Annotated in this window: 20 protein-coding genes and 1 tRNA gene; 13 read left to right on the forward strand and 8 right to left on the reverse strand. The window is 68.6% G+C overall.

The annotated features are described in order from the left end of the window. The first annotated feature begins 33 nt into the window (after positions 1-33). Positions 34-495 (forward strand): cupin domain-containing protein, encoded by a 462-nt coding sequence (locus tag A8G15_RS04750; RefSeq protein WP_068155869.1) that lies wholly within the window; start codon positions 34-36, stop codon positions 493-495. After that, positions 492-896, forward strand: coding sequence for a DUF1304 domain-containing protein (locus A8G15_RS04755; RefSeq protein WP_068155872.1), 405 nt, complete (start codon positions 492-494; stop codon positions 894-896). The genes A8G15_RS04750 and A8G15_RS04755 overlap by 4 nt, the downstream gene beginning before the upstream one ends. On the opposite strand, the gene A8G15_RS04760 is transcribed toward A8G15_RS04755, so the two are convergent. Further along, positions 893-1,651 (reverse strand): Mut7-C RNAse domain-containing protein, encoded by a 759-nt coding sequence (locus A8G15_RS04760; protein ID WP_068156042.1) that lies wholly within the window; start codon positions 1,649-1,651, stop codon positions 893-895. The genes A8G15_RS04755 and A8G15_RS04760 overlap by 4 nt on opposite strands. 117 nt (positions 1,652-1,768) lie before the next feature. Between A8G15_RS04760 and A8G15_RS04765 the strand changes: the two genes are divergently transcribed. Together A8G15_RS04765 and A8G15_RS04770 are read left to right on the forward strand one after the other, a co-directional pair. Beyond that, the gene (locus A8G15_RS04765; RefSeq protein WP_068155874.1) at positions 1,769-2,914 is read left to right on the forward strand and encodes a helix-turn-helix transcriptional regulator; all 1,146 of its coding nucleotides are present in this window, start codon (positions 1,769-1,771) and stop codon (positions 2,912-2,914) included. 281 nt (positions 2,915-3,195) lie between these two features. Next, on the forward strand, positions 3,196-4,302 hold the full coding sequence (locus tag A8G15_RS04770) for a glycosyltransferase (protein WP_068155878.1): 1,107 nt from the start codon (positions 3,196-3,198) through the stop codon (positions 4,300-4,302). 4 nt (positions 4,303-4,306) lie between these two features. On the opposite strand, the gene A8G15_RS04775 is transcribed toward A8G15_RS04770, so the two are convergent. The 3 genes from A8G15_RS04775 to A8G15_RS04780 are packed head-to-tail and all read right to left on the reverse strand — an operon-like array spanning position 4,307 to position 6,044. Next, a complete protein-coding gene (locus A8G15_RS04775; protein ID WP_068155882.1) occupies positions 4,307-5,047 on the reverse strand; it encodes a hemerythrin domain-containing protein in 741 nt (246 codons plus the stop codon). Beyond that, complete coding sequence (locus A8G15_RS30415) at positions 5,044-5,205, reverse strand: hypothetical protein (RefSeq protein WP_156665251.1); 162 nt, start codon at positions 5,203-5,205, stop codon at positions 5,044-5,046. The genes A8G15_RS04775 and A8G15_RS30415 overlap by 4 nt, the downstream gene beginning before the upstream one ends. Positions 5,206-5,240: 35 nt before the next feature. Next, positions 5,241-6,044 (reverse strand): DUF5602 domain-containing protein, encoded by an 804-nt coding sequence (locus A8G15_RS04780; RefSeq protein ID WP_068155884.1) that lies wholly within the window; start codon positions 6,042-6,044, stop codon positions 5,241-5,243. Positions 6,045-6,253: 209 nt separating this feature from the next. On the opposite strand from A8G15_RS04780, the gene A8G15_RS04785 reads away from it, so the two are divergent. Together A8G15_RS04785 and A8G15_RS04790 are read left to right on the forward strand one after the other, a co-directional pair. Further along, positions 6,254-6,544, forward strand: coding sequence for a GNAT family N-acetyltransferase (locus A8G15_RS04785; RefSeq protein ID WP_245687702.1), 291 nt, complete (start codon positions 6,254-6,256; stop codon positions 6,542-6,544). Between the two features lie 59 nt (positions 6,545-6,603). Further along, positions 6,604-7,266, forward strand: a complete 663-nt coding sequence (locus tag A8G15_RS04790) for a PaaI family thioesterase (protein WP_068155891.1) — start codon at positions 6,604-6,606, stop codon at positions 7,264-7,266. Between the two features lie 68 nt (positions 7,267-7,334). On the opposite strand, the gene A8G15_RS04795 is transcribed toward A8G15_RS04790, so the two are convergent. Beyond that, a tRNA-Arg gene (locus A8G15_RS04795) sits at positions 7,335-7,408 on the reverse strand. 166 nt (positions 7,409-7,574) lie between these two features. On the opposite strand from A8G15_RS04795, the gene A8G15_RS04800 reads away from it, so the two are divergent. The 7 genes from A8G15_RS04800 (at position 7,575) to A8G15_RS04830 (ending at position 15,067) form a co-directional block, all read left to right on the forward strand. Continuing rightward, positions 7,575-8,456: an FAD binding domain-containing protein gene (locus A8G15_RS04800; RefSeq protein ID WP_068156045.1), complete on the forward strand. Its 882-nt coding sequence runs from the start codon at positions 7,575-7,577 to the stop codon at positions 8,454-8,456. A gap of 4 nt (positions 8,457-8,460) precedes the next feature. Further along, positions 8,461-8,958 carry a (2Fe-2S)-binding protein gene (locus A8G15_RS04805; protein WP_068155894.1) on the forward strand — a complete coding sequence of 166 codons (498 nt, stop codon included), beginning with the start codon at positions 8,461-8,463 and terminating at the stop codon, positions 8,956-8,958. Next, positions 8,955-11,351, forward strand: a complete 2,397-nt coding sequence (locus A8G15_RS04810) for an aerobic carbon-monoxide dehydrogenase large subunit (protein WP_068155897.1) — start codon at positions 8,955-8,957, stop codon at positions 11,349-11,351. Before A8G15_RS04805 ends, A8G15_RS04810 begins: the two co-directional genes overlap by 4 nt. Positions 11,352-11,373: 22 nt before the next feature. After that, on the forward strand, positions 11,374-12,255 hold the full coding sequence (locus A8G15_RS04815; protein WP_068155899.1) for an XdhC family protein: 882 nt from the start codon (positions 11,374-11,376) through the stop codon (positions 12,253-12,255). Between the two features lie 2 nt (positions 12,256-12,257). Next, positions 12,258-13,136, forward strand: a complete 879-nt coding sequence (locus A8G15_RS04820; protein WP_425415064.1) for an AAA family ATPase — start codon at positions 12,258-12,260, stop codon at positions 13,134-13,136. Continuing rightward, positions 13,133-14,338, forward strand: a complete 1,206-nt coding sequence (locus A8G15_RS04825; protein WP_068155905.1) for a VWA domain-containing protein — start codon at positions 13,133-13,135, stop codon at positions 14,336-14,338. Before A8G15_RS04820 ends, A8G15_RS04825 begins: the two co-directional genes overlap by 4 nt. Positions 14,339-14,503: 165 nt before the next feature. Next, positions 14,504-15,067, forward strand: coding sequence for a dihydrofolate reductase family protein (locus A8G15_RS04830; RefSeq protein ID WP_068155909.1), 564 nt, complete (start codon positions 14,504-14,506; stop codon positions 15,065-15,067). Positions 15,068-15,212: 145 nt separating this feature from the next. On the opposite strand, the gene A8G15_RS04835 is transcribed toward A8G15_RS04830, so the two are convergent. From A8G15_RS04835 to A8G15_RS04845, 3 genes are read right to left on the reverse strand one after another with little or no spacing between them, the layout of a single operon-like run. Continuing rightward, the gene (locus A8G15_RS04835; RefSeq protein WP_068155911.1) at positions 15,213-16,052 is read right to left on the reverse strand and encodes a mycofactocin-coupled SDR family oxidoreductase; all 840 of its coding nucleotides are present in this window, start codon (positions 16,050-16,052) and stop codon (positions 15,213-15,215) included. 58 nt (positions 16,053-16,110) lie between these two features. Continuing rightward, positions 16,111-17,391 (reverse strand): cytochrome P450, encoded by a 1,281-nt coding sequence (locus tag A8G15_RS04840; protein WP_068155914.1) that lies wholly within the window; start codon positions 17,389-17,391, stop codon positions 16,111-16,113. 38 nt (positions 17,392-17,429) lie between these two features. Further along, complete coding sequence (locus tag A8G15_RS04845; RefSeq protein WP_211270115.1) at positions 17,430-17,630, reverse strand: ferredoxin; 201 nt, start codon at positions 17,628-17,630, stop codon at positions 17,430-17,432. Position 17,631 lies beyond the last annotated feature (1 nt).

A 17,631-nucleotide genomic window follows, 5' to 3' on the forward strand; every position in this document is an offset into this window, starting at 1 on the left:
CCCGGCGTCTGCCGGAACCCTAGCGTTGCAGGTATGTCCGGTTTTCATGTCGAGCGGTCCGGTGAAGGCACGCGGCTTTCGCTGCCGGACGCGGTCGTCACGGTCCTGTCGTCCGGCGGCCACACCGAGGGCGCCTACGAACTCATGCTGGTGCAGGCACCCCCAGGCGAACCCCCACCGATGCACACGGAGCCCTGGGCCAAGACGTTCCACCTGCTGCGCGGCCGGATCCGGGTCCGGGTCGGCAGCGCGAGCTGCGATCTGGGGCCGGGTGATTCCCTCACCGTTGCGCCCGGGACCGCGAACTCCTTCTCGGTGCTCACCGCCGAGGCGGTGTTTCTCCTCGCCGCGGCCGGTACGGGCATGAGTGGTTTCTTCACCGATCTCGACGGTCTGCTGCGCGAACAGCACTCCTCGGCCGACCTGTCCTCACGGTTGGTGTCGCTCGCCGGCCGGCACGAGATCCGGTTCACGGGCGGGAGTCGATCGCCATGATCGTCGTCGCCCAGGTCGCCGCGCTGATCGCCGGTGGCGTACATCTGCTGGCGTTCGTGTGGGAGTCGATCCTGTTCCTCCGCCCCGGTATTCACGAGGACCTGTTCCGCATCCCCACGCGGGACACTGCTCCCGTCCGGATGTGGGCCTTCAACGTCGGGTTCTACAACCTCTTTCTCGGTTCGGGCGCGATCGCCGGGGTGGTGTTGTGGTGGGCGGGCCATGAAACTCCGGGCCGCACGCTCGTGGTCTACACGTGCACGTTCATGTTCCTGGCCGGGATCGTCCTGTTCGCCTCGGACAGGATGGCGATGAGCAGACCGCGCGGAGCGGGAGTGATCGGCGCGGCCTCCCAGTCCACGCCGCCGCTGGTCGCGCTCGCGGCTCTGCTCGTGACCTAGCCGCGCGCCGGCGCCCTCGTACGGATCGTCTCCACGAGCGCGGCGAGCCGAGCATGGTGGGATCCGGCCCAGAAGATCCGGCCGCAACCGGTGCACCGCCGGAAATCCTCGTAGTACCGGCGGGTCAACGGCTCCAGCCGATCGAGTACCTCCGATTTCGGTACCTCGACGACCGGCTCGTTGCACCGCAGGCAGCGGGTGAAGGGCGAGATCCGGCGCGTCAGATCGAGCCTCCGGATCACCTCGACCACCTGCTCGACGGGATCGACGGCGTGCACGTAGAGACCGTGGGTGACGACCCTGCGTGCGAGCAGGCCGCGGTCGCGGGTCAGCAGAATGCGCTGATCGTCAGTGCTGATGCGCGCCAGCGTGTCGTCGTCCGCGGACGCCGACCAGTTCACGTCGAATCCGAGCAGGCGCAGATAGCGGGCCAGTTTGCCGACATTGACGTCGGCAACGAACCTCGGGTCGCGCAGCGGCGCCGGCCGCAGTCGTTCGATCGGTTCGATATCCAGTGCCTCGAAGACCGGATACACCGCGATGCGGGCACCGGCGCGCGGCCGGTACGCGAGATCGACCGGTTCGCCGTCGACGACGATCAGATCGATCTCGGTGTGCGGAATACCCATCGCCTCGACGACGTCCTTGACGGTCTGGTGCGGGCGGAACGGCCGGCGCGAGGCGACGCCCCGGCACTCGGGGGCGACGAACGCGTTCAGTTCGGCGTAGGGGCGGACCTCCACGAAACCCGTCACGGGTGTCATCGTCCGTCCGTGTCGTAGGCCGGCGCAACTCGCGGGCGGTGGTCGTGTGGATCGCCGTCGCACCCTCGGGGGTACCGGGCGTGGTTCCGGTCCGCGCATACTGAGGACATGGCCGAGAAGCGGATGGCCGGGGCACTCCGCTCGTCCATCCGAGATGTCGCGCTCGCTACCGCAGGTCCGTCCGAATTCGGGCAGGCGGCCCTGCGGGTCGTCCGCACCCGGATCCCGTTCGATCGGGGTTGCCTCGCCACGGTCGATCCGGCGACGCTGATGCTCACGTCCGCCACGATGATCGACGTGCCGGAATCGATCGGCAGTGGGTTCGCCACCGTCGCGGAATTGGAGTACGGCACATCGCCGTATGCGAACACCTACGGCAGGCTCGCCCACGTTCCGGGCGGTGTACAGACGATCCGGGACGGCATCGACGGGGATGTCCGAAATGCTCTGCCGTACGGAGAGATCCTCGAGCCACTCGGAATGGACGACGAAGTCCGCCTGTTGTTTCGCGGCCGCGACGATCGCGTGTGGGGCGCCGGGACGCTGATGCGTGGAGCCGGCAATGGATTCGGCGATCCGGAAGTGAGGGCACTCGCCGCGTGTGCGCGTGAGATCGGTGAAGGACTGCGTCTGTCGTTGATCCGGCAGGCGCCGCTGGTGATGGCGGAGGTGTCCGGCGGTCCTGCCGTGGTGGTCGTCGGGGGGAACGACGACGTGGAATGGGTGACGTCGCGAGCGTCGGAATACCTCGACCGGATCGGCGGCGATTCCTGCGCCCGGATGATGCCCGCGGTCGCATCCGCCGTGCGATTCCGGAACTCGGGGGTGTCGGTGAGCACCCGTGCGCGGACAGCCGATGGTGAATGGCTCGTGCTCCGGGCCGGGAGGTTGGACGGGCGAGGATCGCGGGGGAGGGTTGTCGTCACGCTGGAACCGGCCCGGCCCGCCCAGCTCGTCGCGCTCGTGACCGAACTCCACCGGCTCACCGCGCGGGAGGCCGAAGTGCTCGGACATGTTCTCGCGTGCGAGACGCGCACAGAGATCGGACAGCGGATGTTCATCAGCCCGTACACCGTCCAGGACCACCTGAAGAGCATCTACGCCAAGATCGGTGTGAACAGCCGTCAGGAACTCGTCGCGCATCTGTTCTACACCCACCACCTGCCGCACTTCGGTGCGCCGGTCGGACCGGACGGCTGGTTCACCGGTGAGCACCGGCACGTCGGCCGCGGCCCGGAGGCGAACGCTCCGTAGCCGAGTGCACCGCCCACGCGGTTGCCGGACCTTCCGGATGCCTGCCCGGGCGACAGCAGAACCCGAGGGGCAGCGCGCTGCTCGCCCGACTTCGGCAGCAGCAAGAAGATCGGAAGGAAACATCATGGGAAACAGGGACATTCGCCGCACGCTCCACGGGATGTTCAACGACCGTGACGTCGATGCACTGCTCGAACTTCCTGAATGACACCGTGGCGCGGGGCGGACGCCGGCTTCCGGCCGGTACACCGCCCCACGTTGCCCGGGTGAGGAGGCATGTCGTGTCCGACATCCTGATCGTGACGTTCGAGGCGGGCGGCAACGTGCCACCGGCATTGGGAACAGGCCGGGAATTGCATCGTCGGGGTCATCGCGTCCGGGTTCTCGGTCACGCGATGCAGAAATCGGTGATCGAATCGGCCGGACTCGAGTTCCGCGCTTACCGGAGCTCACCGCGGTGGACGCCGCACGCCCGGTTGAGCACGTGGACCGTGTTGACCATGGGGCTCGCGATGGTGACCGACCCGGGGATCGGGCGCGATCTCCGGGACGAGGTTCGGGCCGATCCGGCCGATCTGGTGGTCGTCGACTGCATGCTGTTCAATGCGCTCGACGCGGCCGCCCGCGAGGACCTGCGGCACGTCGCGCTGTTCCACACGTTCTACGCAGCGTTCGACGGTTCGTTCCGGCGCGGCCCGTTCGGCGTCGTCGCCCGCTCGAAAGGACTCGGGCCGCGGCGGGTCTGGCACGGGGCCGACCTCGAACTGGTGTGTTCGGACCCGGAGTTCGATTCTGCAGCGGGTCGAACGAACGGTCACGTGGCCTGGGCCGGTGCCGTGCACGACGTCCGGGAGGCGGCGGTGGCTCGCACGCCGCCACGAGTGCTGGCCAGCCTCAGCACGGCCGGGTTCCCAGGCCAGCGCAAGGCGTTGCAGAACATCCTCGACGCCGTTGCCGGCATCGACGTCGAGCTGATCGTGACGACCGGACCCTCCGTCGACCCGGCGGGGTTCCGTGCACCACCGAATGCGTCCGTGCACCGGTACATTCCGCACAACGAGATCATGCGGACCTGCTCCGCGGTGATCGGGCACGGGGGACACGCCACCACGTTCCGCGCGCTCGCATTCGGAATCCCGGTGCTGATCATGCCGATGTCGGCCCTCACCGACCAGCCGATCGTCGGGAGGGCAGTGGCCACCGCGGGGGCCGGAAAGGTACTGCGCAGGACGGCGAGTCCCGGCCGGCTCCGCGACGCGATCGACGACCTGGTGGGCTCGCCGCACTATCGGACCGCGGCGGCCGAGCTCGGCACCCGGCTGCGGGCCACCGACGGCGCCGCCGTCGCCGCGGATCGGATCCTCGCGCTGATCGATTCACCCGGTTGATGCTTCACCCGGAACGACCGCGGGCCGGAGCGGACCGGACGGCCGCGGTGCGACGACGGGCGGAGGCGCGCGGGCCGACGTCGACATCCGGGCCCCAACGCTTCGCCGCCGCGCGCCGATATCGTCCGGCAAACGCGTGCAGCAGGATGAATCGTGCCGGTGCGGGCAACGCATCGGCCACCACTCGACAGCGGTCGTCGTCGAGTCCGTCGACGACCCAGGGGACCTCGCGGGCAAGCTCCATCGTCGGCTTGTCCTTCACCACCTCGTGTCCCCAGTCGTCCCATTGCCGGCGGGTGATTGTTCGGGACACCACCGGCATGACCTCGTCCTCCTCGCTGCGCAGATGCGGTAGCAGCACGTCCTCGAGTCCGCCGAGAGCCGTGACCACCGCCTCCAGCGTCGCCGCCCGGTCGTCGTCGCGATACGCCGAGGCTGCGTCGCCGAGGATGTCGATTCGGGGCGAGATGCGGGCGTGGTCCGCGTCCATCCGGTCCAGCAGCGGGCCGGTGTGCGGGTCGAGCCGCCGGATCAGCGGCCACAGGAACTCGTCCTCGACGCCGTGGTGATAGTGCAGGAATCCCATCATCCAGAGCAGATGATCCGAGATGGCTGTCCGCTGGGTTTCGGCGGGTGGATTCGTCGCGGTCAGAGCGGTGCGGGTGCGGATGAGGTCGCGCCGGAGGGCATCGTGGAGGATGCCCATCATCCGCGTATCCGCAGGTCCGTCCGTATTCGATTTCATGGCGTCGACTCCGATGCGGTGAGCGATCCGGCGTGAGGGAGGTGGCTGCGGACGGCGCCCGCGTCCGGTGTCGAGACGATGTCGTCGGGAAGGGAGTGCAGATACGAGCCCGCCTCGGCCGGGCGAGCGACGGCGGAGGGTTCCTCGGTGACGATCATGATCGGTCCCGTCGAAAGGGGTGGTTGCCGGAATTTCAGGACTCGCCGCGGAACACCATCTCGGACAGCGCGACCTCGAACTCCTGGGTTCGGTCGTCGAATCGAACGGTGTAGACGGTGGGGTAGTAGGCGGACCGCTGATAGGCCGACGGCTGCTTGATCTCCTCCTGGAGCGTCGGCTCGGTGAGCAGCCACGCGCGGGTGATCATCGGCTCCATGAACGTGTAGTTGCCGTCCCAGGACCCGTTGATGAACGTCTCGGTGAAGTCGTAGACACCCGGGATCATGCCTTCGGTCGCGTCGAGCCAATGCGTCCCCATGAACGGCACCGCCTGCTCCGCCGCAGGTCCGGGAGGGAGGATGTAACCCTGGGGAATATATTGCGCGGCAGGAAGATTCGCTGCGCGAGTCGCATAGTCCGGTGCGGCGGGATCGATCCGTCCGATCGACGCCATGTCGGTCATGTAGAAGTGCAGATCGAAATGTGGTTTACCGAAAAGGGTGTCCGGGGGATGGCCGCGCGGATTCCAGTTCAGCATCACATGGTCGAAGGCCGTTGCCGTCGCTGCCTCGGGGAGTTCGAGCATGAGCATCGTGCCTTCGCCGGACAGCCCGTCGAGTGCGGCCGCCGACAACCGGATGCCGACGGCCGTCGGGTTGCCGCCGGGGTCCACCGACGTGAATGTTCGAGCCACCCCGTCGCCGAGGGCGACGGTGGATCCGAAGTGCGTGCGGCTCTCGTCCGGCGCGGCGGTTGCGTTGTGCCAGACCGGCCCGCTCGCTACGACGAACGCAGCGACCGCCAGCCCTGCGGACCGGAACAATCGATGATGTCCCATGATTCGACCTCCTTGCCGAGGTCCGTTCGGGTACTGCAGGATTCGCCTGGGTGCACTGCCTGCCGGATCCTGTGTGCCCAGTATCGGACGGTGCCGGGTCCCGGACCATCCCTTGGACGAGGGGGTGTCACGGCGATGGGTCGCCGCTCGGTCGCGTTGCCGGAGCCGAGGTGCCCCAGCCGCGGAGAACTCGCTCCATGGAGGCGATTGTGGTCTTGACGCCGGAGGATGCGGGTGAACTGCTCACCCTGCAACGCGCCGCCTACGGGTACCGGCAGGGCGAGGGTCTGGGCAGTCGGTTGCTCGGGCTCGTGGAGCAGCGGCTTCCCGCCGCCGTCGGCACCGTGCGGTTGTTCACGGGGGAGCGCAGCACAGGCAATCTCCGCCTGCACGACCGGTTCGGGTACCGCGAAACGCACCGCACGCCGACGCCCGGGGGTTACGCGCGCGTCCATCTGGAGAAGCCGGTGCCCATCCCGGTCACCGGAACACGAGATTGACAGCCGGCGGGCCACACAGTCGAATCCGGCGACCCGTCCTCGTAACCGCAGGAGCCCGCATGACCGACGTCGTCAGTCTCTACATCAACGACGGCCTGTCCGAAGAAGAGATCGCGCGGCAGGCCGCGCTGTACGGGCCGCTGGCCGAGGACATCCGTGGGCTGATCCCGCTCGGCATCGCCTCCCAGGCCGACGACGACGAGGTCCGCCGGGCTCGCGAACACCTCGCGGCGGCCGCCGAGATCCTCGGGCGGCGACGCGACCCCGGGCCGTACGGGACCCGGTTCAACGACTCCGGCAACTTCCGGTCCTGGGGTAACGCCGCGGTGGGTCTGCGCAACGCGGTGGCGCCGCCGCTGAAGGTGCACACAGAACCTGACGGGCGAGTGTGGGCGGACTTCCATCTGCACCTCGGCTACGAGGGGCCGGCCGGCCACGTCCACGGTGGAGTCTCGGCCCTGGTCCTGGATCAGGTGCTCGGTGACGCTGCCCGCGTCGGTAGATCACCGGGCATGACCGGCACCCTCACCCTGCGCTACCGCAGGCCGACCCCGCTCGGTGACCTGCACGCCGAGGCGAAGATCGACCGCGTCGAGGGTCGCAAGGCGTTCGTCGTGGGACACATCGCAGGGCCGGACGGAATCTGCGTGGAAGCGGAGGGGGTCTTCATCGCCCCGCAGTGGATCGCGGACGCGCGGGCCAAGGTCGAATCACAGGACTGATCGATCGGTTCGGCCGCGCCGCAGCGAGCCGAACCAACCGGGAGGATCGGGTGACCCGATTCCGAAGGTGCCCCCGGCAGGATTCGAACCTGCGACCTAGAGATTAGAAGGCTCTTGCTCTATCCACCTGAGCTACGGAGGCGCGAGGAGCATCGTATCCGCTCGGTTCCCGGTCGGAAATTTCGGGCAGTCCCGGAGCGGGTGCCCAGGGTGATCTGCTGGGTGATCGGGGTCCCGATCGGCGGATTTTCCTGCGAGATCCGGGCACGAGGATACACTTCGCAGGTAGGGGATGTGAGGTGTATCACATGCAGGTGCCTGGGCCATTCGAATACGAGCGAGCGACGGGGATCGACCACGCGATCGCGTTGCTGGACGAGCTGGGCGACGAGGCGAGAGTGATCGCCGGCGGCCACAGTCTGCTGCCGATGATGAAACTGCGGCTCGCCGCCCCCGAGTTCCTCATCGACATCAACGACCTGGCCGGAGAGCTCGGCTACATCGACGTCGGCGACGAGTTCGTCCGGATCGGCGCGATGGTCCGCCACCGCGAACTGCTCGAGTCCGACGAGCTCGCCGCGATCTATCCGATCTTCCGTGACGCCGAGAAGGTGATCGCCGACCCGGTGGTACGCAACCGCGGCACGCTCGGCGGCTCGCTGTGCCAGGCCGACCCCGCCGAGGATCTGTCGACCGTGTGCACCGTGCTCGACGCCACGTGCCTGCTGCGCGGACCGTCCGGCACGCGGGAACTCGCGTTGGCGGACTTCCAGCTCGGTCCGTACGAGACCGCCGCCGCGAGCAACGAACTGCTCGTCGAGGTCCGTCTGCCGCGCCACGGCACCGGATCGAGTGCGTACGCGAAAGTCGAACGGCGCGCGGGTGACTGGGCGGTCGCAGCCGCCGGATCCGCGGTTTGGCTGACGGGCGGGACGATCGAGCGGGCGCGGGTCGCGCTGACCGCGGTGCGGCCCGACCCGGCTGCGCTCGCCGAACTGGGTGAATTCCTGCGTGGCGCCGAGCCTTCCGAAGACCTGTTCCGAGCAGCCGGAGCGCGAGCGGCGGCGGCGTGCAACCCCGACGCGGACCAGCGCGGAACCGTGGAATACAAGCGCCATCTCGCGTCGGAACTGACCGTCCGCACGCTGCGGCGCGCCGTCGAACGGCTCGGAGTGTCCGAAAGGGGCTGAACTCATGCAGGTTTCGATGACGGTGAACGGGCAACCCGTGACCGAGGAGATCGAACCCCGGCTACTGCTCGTGCACTTCCTGCGAGACCATCTGGGGCTCACCGGAACCCACTGGGGATGCGACACCAGCAACTGCGGAACCTGCGTCGTCGCGGTGGACGGCGAACCCGTCAAGTCCTGCACGATGCTCGCGGCGATGGCGGGCGGGCACGAAGTGCTCACCGTCGAGGGACTCGAGCAGGACGGCGTGCTGGACCCCGTGCAGGAGGGTTTCATGCGCTGTCACGGCCTGCAGTGCGGATTCTGCACACCCGGCATGATGATCACCGCCCGCGCCCTGCTCGATCGCAATCCCGATCCCGACGAGGCCACCATCCGGGAGGCGATCTCCGGCCAGATCTGCCGCTGCACCGGCTACACCACCATCGTCCGTTCGGTGCGCTGGGCTGCCGAGAACGCCCCCGCCGAGCAGGTCACCGAATCCGAGGAGGCAGTGTCGTGACCGCCGTCGAACCCGACCGGCAGGACCCGGAGACCGTCGACAACGACGGGACCCCGTGCGGGCACGGTCGGATGCTCCGCAAGGAGGACCCCCGCTTCATCCGTGGTCGCGGCAGCTACGTCGACGACGTCCGCCTGCCCGGCATGCTGCACCTGGCGATCCTGCGAGCTCCCGTCGCGCACGCGAAACTGGTGAGCATCGACACCACCGCCGCGCAGGCGCACCCGAAGGTCAAGGCCGTGGTCACGGGCGCCGACCTCGCAGCCAAGGGCCTGGCGTGGATGCCGACGCTGTCGAACGACGTGCAGTCCGTGCTCGTCACCGACAAGGTCCGGTTCTTCGGCCAGGAGGTCGCGTTCGTCGTCGCCGAGGACCGCTATTCCGCGCGCGACGCACTCGAACTCATCGACGTCGAATACGACGTGCTCGACCCGGTCGTCGATGTGCGGACCGCGCTGTCGGCGGACGCGCCGGTGATCCGCACCGACCTCGACGGCAAGACCGACAACCACTGCTTCGACTGGGAAACCGGGGACGCCGCCGCGACCGACGCAGTTTTCGCGAAGGCCGACGTCGTGGCCCGCCAGGAGATCGTCTACCCGCGTGTGCACCCGGCGCCGATGGAAACGTGCGGGGCGGTCGCCGATCTCGACCGTGTCACCGGCAAGCTCACGCTGTGGTCGACGAGTCAGGCACCGCACGCGCACCGCACCCTGTATGCGCTGGTTGCGGGACTGCCCGAGCACAAGATCCGCGTGATCTCCCCGGACATCGGCGGCGGCTTCGGCAACAAGGTGCCGATCTACCCGGGCTACGTGTGCGCGATCGTCGCGTCCCTGCTGACCGGCAAACCGGTCAAGTGGATGGAGGACCGCAGCGAGAATCTGGTCAGCACCGGCTTCGCTCGCGATTACGTGATGGTCGGTGAGATCGCCGCGACCCGCGACGGCAAGATCCTGGCGATCCGCTCACAGGTCCTCGCCGACCACGGCGCCTTCAACGGCACCGCGGCACCGGTGAAATATCCCGCGGGTTTCTTCGGGGTGTTCACCGGAAGCTACGACATCGAAGCCGCCTACTGCCACATGACCGCGGTGTACACCAACAAGGCGCCCGGCGGCGTCGCGTACGCGTGCTCGTTCCGGATCACCGAGGCGGTCTATTTCGTCGAGCGGCTGGTGGACTGTCTCGCCTTCGATCTCGACATGGATCCGGTGCAGCTGCGGCTGAAGAATCTGCTGCGCCCGGATCAGTTCCCGTACGTCAGCAAGACCGGCTGGAAGTACGACTCCGGGGACTACGAGACGACCATGCGCAAGGCCATGGACATGATCGGCTACGACGAGCTGCGTCGCGAGCAGGCGCAGCGCCGCGAACGCGGCGAGCTGATGGGCATCGGCACGGCGTTCTTCACCGAGGCCGTCGGCGCCGGACCCCGTAAGGACATGGACATCCTCGGCCTCGGAATGGCCGACGGTTGCGAACTGCGGGTGCACCCCACCGGCAAGGCCGTGGTCCGGTTGTCGGTGCAGTCGCAGGGGCAGGGCCACGAGACGACGTTCGCGCAGATCGTCGCGGAGGAACTCGGCATCCCGCCGGAGGACATCGACGTCGTGCACGGCGACACCGACAACACGCCCTTCGGTCTCGGCACCTACGGCAGCCGCTCGACGCCGGTGTCGGGCGCGGCGGCCGCGCTCGTCGCCCGGAAGGTCCGCGACAAGGCGAAGATCATCGCGGCCGGAATGCTCGAGGTGTCCGTCGCCGACCTGGAATGGGAGAAGGGACGTTTCCACGTCGCCGGCGACCCGGAGGCCGCGGTCACCATCGCCGACATCGCCATGCGCTCGTACGGCGCCGGTGATCTGCCGGAGGGTCTCGAGGGTGGGCTCGAGGCCCAGATCTGTTACAACCCGGAGAATCTCACGTACCCCTACGGTGCGTACTTCTGCGTGGTCGACGTCGACCCGGGCACGGGTGTGGTCAAGGTCCGCCGGTTCCTCGCCGTCGACGACTGCGGTACCCGCATCAATCCGATGATCATCGAAGGACAGGTGCACGGCGGCATCGTCGACGGTATCGGGATGGCGCTGATGGAGATGATCGAATTCGACGAGAACGGCACGTGCCTCGGCGGATCGTTCATGGACTACCTGATCCCGACCGCGCTCGAGGTTCCGCGCCTCGAAACGGGATTCACCGTCACGCCGTCGCCACACCACCCGATCGGTGCGAAGGGCATCGGGGAATCCGCCACTGTCGGGTCACCGCCGGCGGTCGTCAACGCCGTCGTCGACGCCCTGAAGCCGTTCGGGGTGCGGCACGCCGACATGCCGCTGACACCGTCGCGGGTGTGGGAGGCGATGCAGGGCCGGGCCACCCCTCCGATCTGACCGCAATCGTGAAGGAGCACCGATGGATCTGACCGTGCGGGCAGCGCAACTGTCCGTCGAACGCCTGCCGTTCGTGCGTGCCACCGTGGTGCGGGCGCAGAAGCCGACATCCGCGCGATCCGGGGACTGCGCGCTCGTGCTCGGCGACGGCACCATCGAAGGCTTCGTCGGCGGGCAGTGCACCGAGAACTCGGTGCGGGACGCCGCGCGAAACGTCCTCGACACCGGGGAGAGCGTGCTGCTTCGGGTGCTGCCCGGAAACGCGGAGGCGTTTCCCGAAACCCCCGGCGCGACCGTCGCGGTCAATCCCTGCCAGTCCGGAGGTGCGATGGAGATATTCCTCGAACCGCACCTGCCGGTGCCGGTTCTCGCGATCTTCGGGACCTCGCCGATCGCGGACAAGCTCGCCGCCTTCGCGACGCTGCTCGACTTCGAGGTGACCCGGCTGTCCGGCACCGACGTGCCCGACGGCGCGACCGCCGCGGTCGTCGCAAGTCTCGGAGGCGAGGAAGCGGCGGTGCTCCGGTCCGCCCTCGACGCCGGTGCCGGATACGTCGGGCTCGTCGCGAGCCGCACCCGCGGCCCCGCCGTGCTCGAACAGCTCGACGCCACGGATGCCGAGCTCGCCCGCATCCACACTCCGGCCGGCCTGGACATCGGGGCCCGCACCGCCGCCGAGATCGCCCTGTCGATCGTCGCGGACGTGGTGCGCGCACTCCGGTCCGGGGGACTCGCATCCTCCGCCGCGCACCCGGCTCCTGCGCCGCAGGTCGCGGTGGACCCGGTGTGCGGCATGAGCGTGACCGTCACCGAGTCCACCCCGCACCTGAACCTCGACGGCACCGACGTGTGGTTCTGCTGCCCGGGCTGCCGCCGCGCCTACCGGAAGGACCACGCGGCGTGACCGTGCCCGCATCGGCGTTCACCGACGTCGACGACGTGATCCGGCGTTTCGACGCACACGATCACCTGCTCGACGAAGGGACCGCCACGGCTCTGTATCTCGCGGTGGAACTGAACCGGCCGCTGTTGCTCGAAGGAGAACCGGGCGTCGGCAAGACCACCGCGGCGAAGGTGCTCGCCCGCGCGCTCGGCGCGCCGCTGATCCGGTTGCAGTGCTACGAGGGTCTGACGGCGAGCGAGGCCCTCTACGACTGGAACTATCAGCGCCAGCTGCTCGCGATCCGCCTCGCCGAGTCCCGCGGCGACACTCTGACCGAAGCGGACCTGTACTCGGAGGACTTCCTTCTCGAGCGGCCAGTCCTGCAGTGCGTGCGGCACCGCGGAGCCACCCCGCCGGTGCTGCTCGTCGACGAAATCGACCGTGCCGATGACGAATTCGAGGCACTGCTGCTCGAGTTCCTCGGCGAGTTCGCGGTCACCGTGCCGGAGCTGGGTACGCTTGCCGCGACCCGGCCGCCGGTGGTGGTGCTCACCTCCAACCGAAGTCGCGACCTGCACGACGCACTGCGCCGCCGCTGCCTCTACCACTGGATCGACTATCCCGACCGGGCCCGCGCCGTCGCGATCCTGCGCCGCACCGTGCCCATCGCCAACGCCGCGCTCATCGGCCGGGCCGCCGATTTCGTGGCCACCGTCCGGACTCTGGACCTGGACAAGGCGCCCGGGATCGCCGAGACCATCGACTGGGTGTCCGCCCTCGCCGCGCTCGGCGTCGCCGATCTCGTGCGGTCCGGCGCGTCCGGGCTGGCCGCCCTCGCCAAGACCCCCGACGACCTCGACACGATCGGCGGCGCCTACCGGGAGTTCGCGGAGACACCGTGACACCGCAGGGACCCGGCGACGGAGGTGTGCTGCGCGGTGTCGACCGGGCCGCGTTCGCCGTCGCGCTCGTCGATCGGCTGCGCACGAGCGGCGTCACCGTACCCGCGGATGCAGCCGCAACTCTCAGCCGTGCGCTGCACCTGCGTCCCCCGCGCACTCGCAGCCGCCTGTACTGGGTGACGAGGCTGGCACTCGTCGACCGCCACGACAACCTCGCCGGGTTCGAGGCGGCCTTCACCGAGGTGTTCGAACATGCGGCCCTGCCGGTCGATCCGCACGCGCGCCGGACCGGCCCCGACGACACCGCGCGGCCCGGTAGCGAACCGGCCGCGAGACGAACCGCGGACACCCGCGCCGCGATGGGCCGCTCTGCGGCGCCCGTGCCGTGGATCACCCGTTCCGCCGTCGCGCGCACCGCCGACGACGCCAGAGCGGGGGAGACCCGCCCGATTGCGCTTGCCGGCCTCGGGGATCAGCGCTTCGCGGACATGGACCCGGACGCGCTGTGGGCGCTCGGCGCCAGGCTGGAACAACTCGCGGTGCGGTGGCCGAGCCGCCCGTCGCGCCGCCGCGAACCGAGCACCAGCGGACGCGTCGACTTGCGCCGGAGTATCACGCGGTCCCGCCACACCGGCTACGAACTGGTACGGCTCGTGCACTCGCGGCCGCGCAGACGTCGCCGCCGGATCGTGGTGGTGTGCGACGTGAGCCGGTCGATGCGCGGTTACGCCGAGATTTACCTGCACCTGATGCGGGCCGCGGTCCGGGCCGGTGAGGCGGAGGTGTTCGTGTTCGCGACCGCTCCGACCCGCCTGACCGTGCCCCTCGCGCATCGTTCCGTGGAACGGGCCGTCGACGAGGCCAACGCGAAGGTCGCCGACCGGTACGGCGGTACCCGCATCGCGGGCAGTCTCGCCGAGATCCTCGGATCGCACCGCGGGCATCTGCTGCGCGGCGCGATCGTCGTGATCGCCTCCGACGGATGGGACAGTGACGCCCCGGCCGACCTGGCACGCGCGATGGCGCGAATCCGCCGGCGCGCGCATCGCGTCGTGTGGCTCAACCCCCGTGCCGGCCGCACCGGGTTCGCCCCGGACACGGGTGCGATGGCCGCGGCCCTGCCGTACTGCGACGCCCTGCTGCCGGCGGACACCTTCGACGCGTTGCGCGACGTGCTCGACGTTGTCGTCGCCGCGCGATGACCGGTGCCGGGCCGGCGGACCTCACTGTGCCGGTGGCCAACTCGGGCTGTGCGATCTCGGTCCCGAAACCGGTTGCTTCGCAACGCCATCTGCGCGCCGGATCGCGCACCGATCGGTTTCGTGCGGTCTAAACTTCCGAGACCGGCTGACGGAAGGCATGGCGCGATGCGGAAACTGATCTACGGCATGAACCTGACACTGGACGGCTACATCGCCGCGCCCGGCGACAACCTCGGGTGGAGTGGGCCGAGCGACGAACTGTTCCAGTGGTGGCTCGACGAGGAGCGTGCGATCGGCCTGTTGCTGTACGGGCGCAAGCTGTGGGAGAACATGAGTTCCTACTGGCCGACCGGCGACCGGCAGCCCGGCGCCACCCCGGCGGAGATCGCGTTCGCGCGGAACTGGCGGGACACACCGAAGGTGGTGTTCTCCTCGACGACGGAGAAGGTCGACTGGAACACCCGCTTGGTCACCGGCGACGCGGTCGCCGAGATCAGGCGGCTCAGGGCAGAGGACGGCGAGCCGATGAGGGTCGGTGGCGCGATGCTCGCCGGGGCTGCCGTGCGGGCCGGGCTGGTCGACGAGTACACGATCGTCACTCATCCCGTCCTGGTGGGCGGCGGCATCCCCTTCTTCCCCGCGCTGGACAGCTGGGTGAACCTGAACCTGGTGGAGACGCGGACATTTCCCGGCGGGACGGTTCTGACCAGGTACGAGACGAAGCGCTGAGTTGTCGCTGCGATCCGGGGGCCGGGTCGCAGCGATGCCCATGGAACACGCCCGGCAGGCTTTTCGCGCCGGCACCGTGGTCGGTGCGTCGGCCGGATGAACGGTTGCCTTCGGGCGGCCCCTCGACCGCCCGAAGGCAACACGCCTATTTGAGGTTGCTTCCGGCGTCGACGGTGAGGGGCAGCCCTGTGACGTAGCGGGATTCGTCGGAGGCCAGGAACAGCACCGCATTGCTGATGTCGTCGGGCTCCACCCAGCCGATCGGCAGGACGTGCATGAGCTGTGCGACGACCTTCAGGTCCTCCGGTCCCGGGTTCTCGAGATCGGGGCGGAACATCTTCATCGTCTCCTCGTTCATGAACATCGGAGTGTTCACGTTCGTGGGGTGAACGGTGTTGACGCGGATGGAGTGCTGTCCCAGCTCCACGGCGAAGGTGCGCATCAACCCGACGACGCCGTGCTTGGCGGCGATGTACGGTCCCATGCTCGGGTAGGCCTTCAGGCCGCCCACCGAGCTGGTGAGGACGATCGACCCGCCGTTTCCTGCCGCAATCATGTGCGGTACGGCGGCTTTGACCGACTTCCACACCCCGGAGAGGTTGATGTCGAGCATCTCCTGCCAGTCCACTTCGTCGGTCTGGTCGAGAGTGAAGCCGCCGGTTCCGATTCCGGCGTTCGCCACGACGATGTCGAGCCGGCCCAGCTGTTCCACACCGTCGTCCACCGCGGCCTTCACCGCGTCGAAGTCGCGCACGTCGACCCGTGCCGTCACGATGCGCCGGTCGAGACCCTTGATCAGTTCGACGGTTTCGGCCATGTCGTCCGGAGTGGACGGGGCGATCAGTGCGCCTTCCCGGATCGGTCCGCAGATGTCGATCGCGATGATGTCGGCGCCTTCCTGCGCCAGCCGCACCGCATGACTGCGACCCTGGCCGCGGGCCGCGCCGGTGACGAACGCGACCTTGCCTTCAACTCTGCCTGCCATGAACTGCCTTTCGTGTTGCGCACCGGGTGACTGCCCGATGCGGTGTCCGGGATCGTCGTCAGGGGGTGGGGGTGAACTCGATGTGGAGTTCGGTCAGTCCCCGCAGCAGGAACGTCGGTTCGTAGGAGTACCGGCGATCCGTGGTCGGTCCGTGCTCGGTCTCGCAGATCCGGATATCGCTCATCCGATCGAGCAGGCGGTTCAGGGTGATGTGGCCTTCGATGCGGGCCAGGGGTGCGCCCGCGCACGTGTGCAGGCCCCGCCCGAACGCGATGTGGTCGTGGGAGTTCTTCCGGTCGAGCCGGAACTCGTTCGGATTCTCGAACTTGCGCGGATCACGGTTCGCGGCAGCAAGACCCAGCATGACGACGGTCCCCGCCGGGATGTCGAGATCACCGATCGTGGTGGTCTTGCGGGCGAGGCGGAAGTCGACCTTCGTCGGGCTGTCGAAACGGAGCGACTCCTCGATGAACGGCCGGACGAGACTGCGGTCCTCGCGCAGGAGCTGCTGGTATTCCGGCCGGTCGCCGAGCACCCGCAGTGCCGAGCTGAGCAGCTTCGTCACGGTTTCCTGACCGGCGGCGAACAGGAAGGTCGCGGGCCGGACGACCTCGAGGAGCTCGGGTGTCGATCCGTCCGGGTACGTGGCCGTGGCGAGGCCGCTGAGGATGTCGCCGCGGGGCTCGCGCCGCCGCTCGGCGAGATAGCCGCTGAAGCGATCGTCGAGGTATTCCAGCGGGTTGATCCCCACCGGCTCGTGGTCGAGTGCCCCGACCCGCGCGCCGGGTCGCACGTCCGCGCCGAGTGCCCGGCGGAATTCGTCCCGGTCCTCCTCCGGGACGCCGAGCAGATCTGCGATGGCCAACGTGGCAAAGGGTTTGGCGTATTCAGCGAGGAACTCGCAGCGACCGTTGCCGATGAACTCGTCGAACTGCTGGTTGGCGAGCGTCCACAGGTACTCCTCGTTCTCCTTCAGCCGCTTGGGGGTGAGGAGTCGGCCCAGCAGCGCGCGGGCCTTCGTGTGGTCGGGAGGGTCCATCGTGACGATGTGCTCGAAGATGGGGAACTCGTGGCGGTGCGCCTCGATCTGGTCGGTGATGTCGTCACCTTCGGGCACGAACGGCAGCGGGGGGAACGGGCCGCCGATCGAGTTGACCGCGGAGAGGGCTTCGGTGTTCTTGAACCCCTCGACCACCTCCTGGTAGCCGGTGACGACCACCACGCCGTAGTGCGGTTCGCGGTAGACCGGGTTCCGGTCCCGGAGGTGATCGAAATACTCGAACGGGCTCTGCGCCACCTCTCCGTCGGAGAAGTAGTCGACTGATGCGAGATCGGTCATCGGAATTGTCGGCCTTTCGGATCGGCTCGGTGCGGTCGCTATGCCTCGGCGATGCTGATCGCCTGGCGCGGGCAGGCGCTTGCGGCGGATTTCACCTTGGGCCACAACGCTTCCGGTGGTGATTCGTCGCAGTGGGCGAGGTCGTCGTCGCCGAGGTCGAAGACCTCGGGCGCGATCTCGACGCACAGGGCATGTGCCTCGCAGAGGTCGTGATCGACGTTCAGGTGTATCGATGGCATG

The sequence above is a fragment of the Rhodococcus phenolicus genome (assembly GCF_001646785.1).
In the GTDB taxonomy this organism is placed as follows: Bacteria; Actinomycetota; Actinomycetes; order Mycobacteriales; family Mycobacteriaceae; genus Rhodococcus; species Rhodococcus phenolicus.

Bases quoted from the DNA above. Each gene is read 5' to 3' on its own strand.
- A8G15_RS04750 (WP_068155869.1), top strand. From the start codon at position 34: ATGTCCGGTTTTCATGTCGAGCGGTCCGGTGAAGGCACGCGGCTTTCG.
- A8G15_RS04755 (WP_068155872.1), top strand. From the start codon at position 492: ATGATCGTCGTCGCCCAGGTCGCCGCGCTGATCGCCGGTGGCGTACAT.
- A8G15_RS04765 (WP_068155874.1), top strand. From the start codon at position 1,769: ATGGCCGAGAAGCGGATGGCCGGGGCACTCCGCTCGTCCATCCGAGAT.
- A8G15_RS04775 (WP_068155882.1), bottom strand. From the start codon at position 5,047: ATGAAATCGAATACGGACGGACCTGCGGATACGCGGATGATGGGCATC.
- A8G15_RS30415 (WP_156665251.1), bottom strand. From the start codon at position 5,205: ATGATCGTCACCGAGGAACCCTCCGCCGTCGCTCGCCCGGCCGAGGCG.
- A8G15_RS04780 (WP_068155884.1), bottom strand. From the start codon at position 6,044: ATGGGACATCATCGATTGTTCCGGTCCGCAGGGCTGGCGGTCGCTGCG.
- A8G15_RS04790 (WP_068155891.1), top strand. From the start codon at position 6,604: ATGACCGACGTCGTCAGTCTCTACATCAACGACGGCCTGTCCGAAGAA.
- A8G15_RS04800 (WP_068156045.1), top strand. From the start codon at position 7,575: ATGCAGGTGCCTGGGCCATTCGAATACGAGCGAGCGACGGGGATCGAC.
- A8G15_RS04805 (WP_068155894.1), top strand. From the start codon at position 8,461: ATGCAGGTTTCGATGACGGTGAACGGGCAACCCGTGACCGAGGAGATC.
- A8G15_RS04815 (WP_068155899.1), top strand. From the start codon at position 11,374: ATGGATCTGACCGTGCGGGCAGCGCAACTGTCCGTCGAACGCCTGCCG.
- A8G15_RS04830 (WP_068155909.1), top strand. From the start codon at position 14,504: ATGCGGAAACTGATCTACGGCATGAACCTGACACTGGACGGCTACATC.
- A8G15_RS04835 (WP_068155911.1), bottom strand. From the start codon at position 16,052: ATGGCAGGCAGAGTTGAAGGCAAGGTCGCGTTCGTCACCGGCGCGGCC.
- A8G15_RS04840 (WP_068155914.1), bottom strand. From the start codon at position 17,391: ATGACCGATCTCGCATCAGTCGACTACTTCTCCGACGGAGAGGTGGCG.
- A8G15_RS04845 (WP_211270115.1), bottom strand. From the start codon at position 17,630: ATGCCATCGATACACCTGAACGTCGATCACGACCTCTGCGAGGCACAT.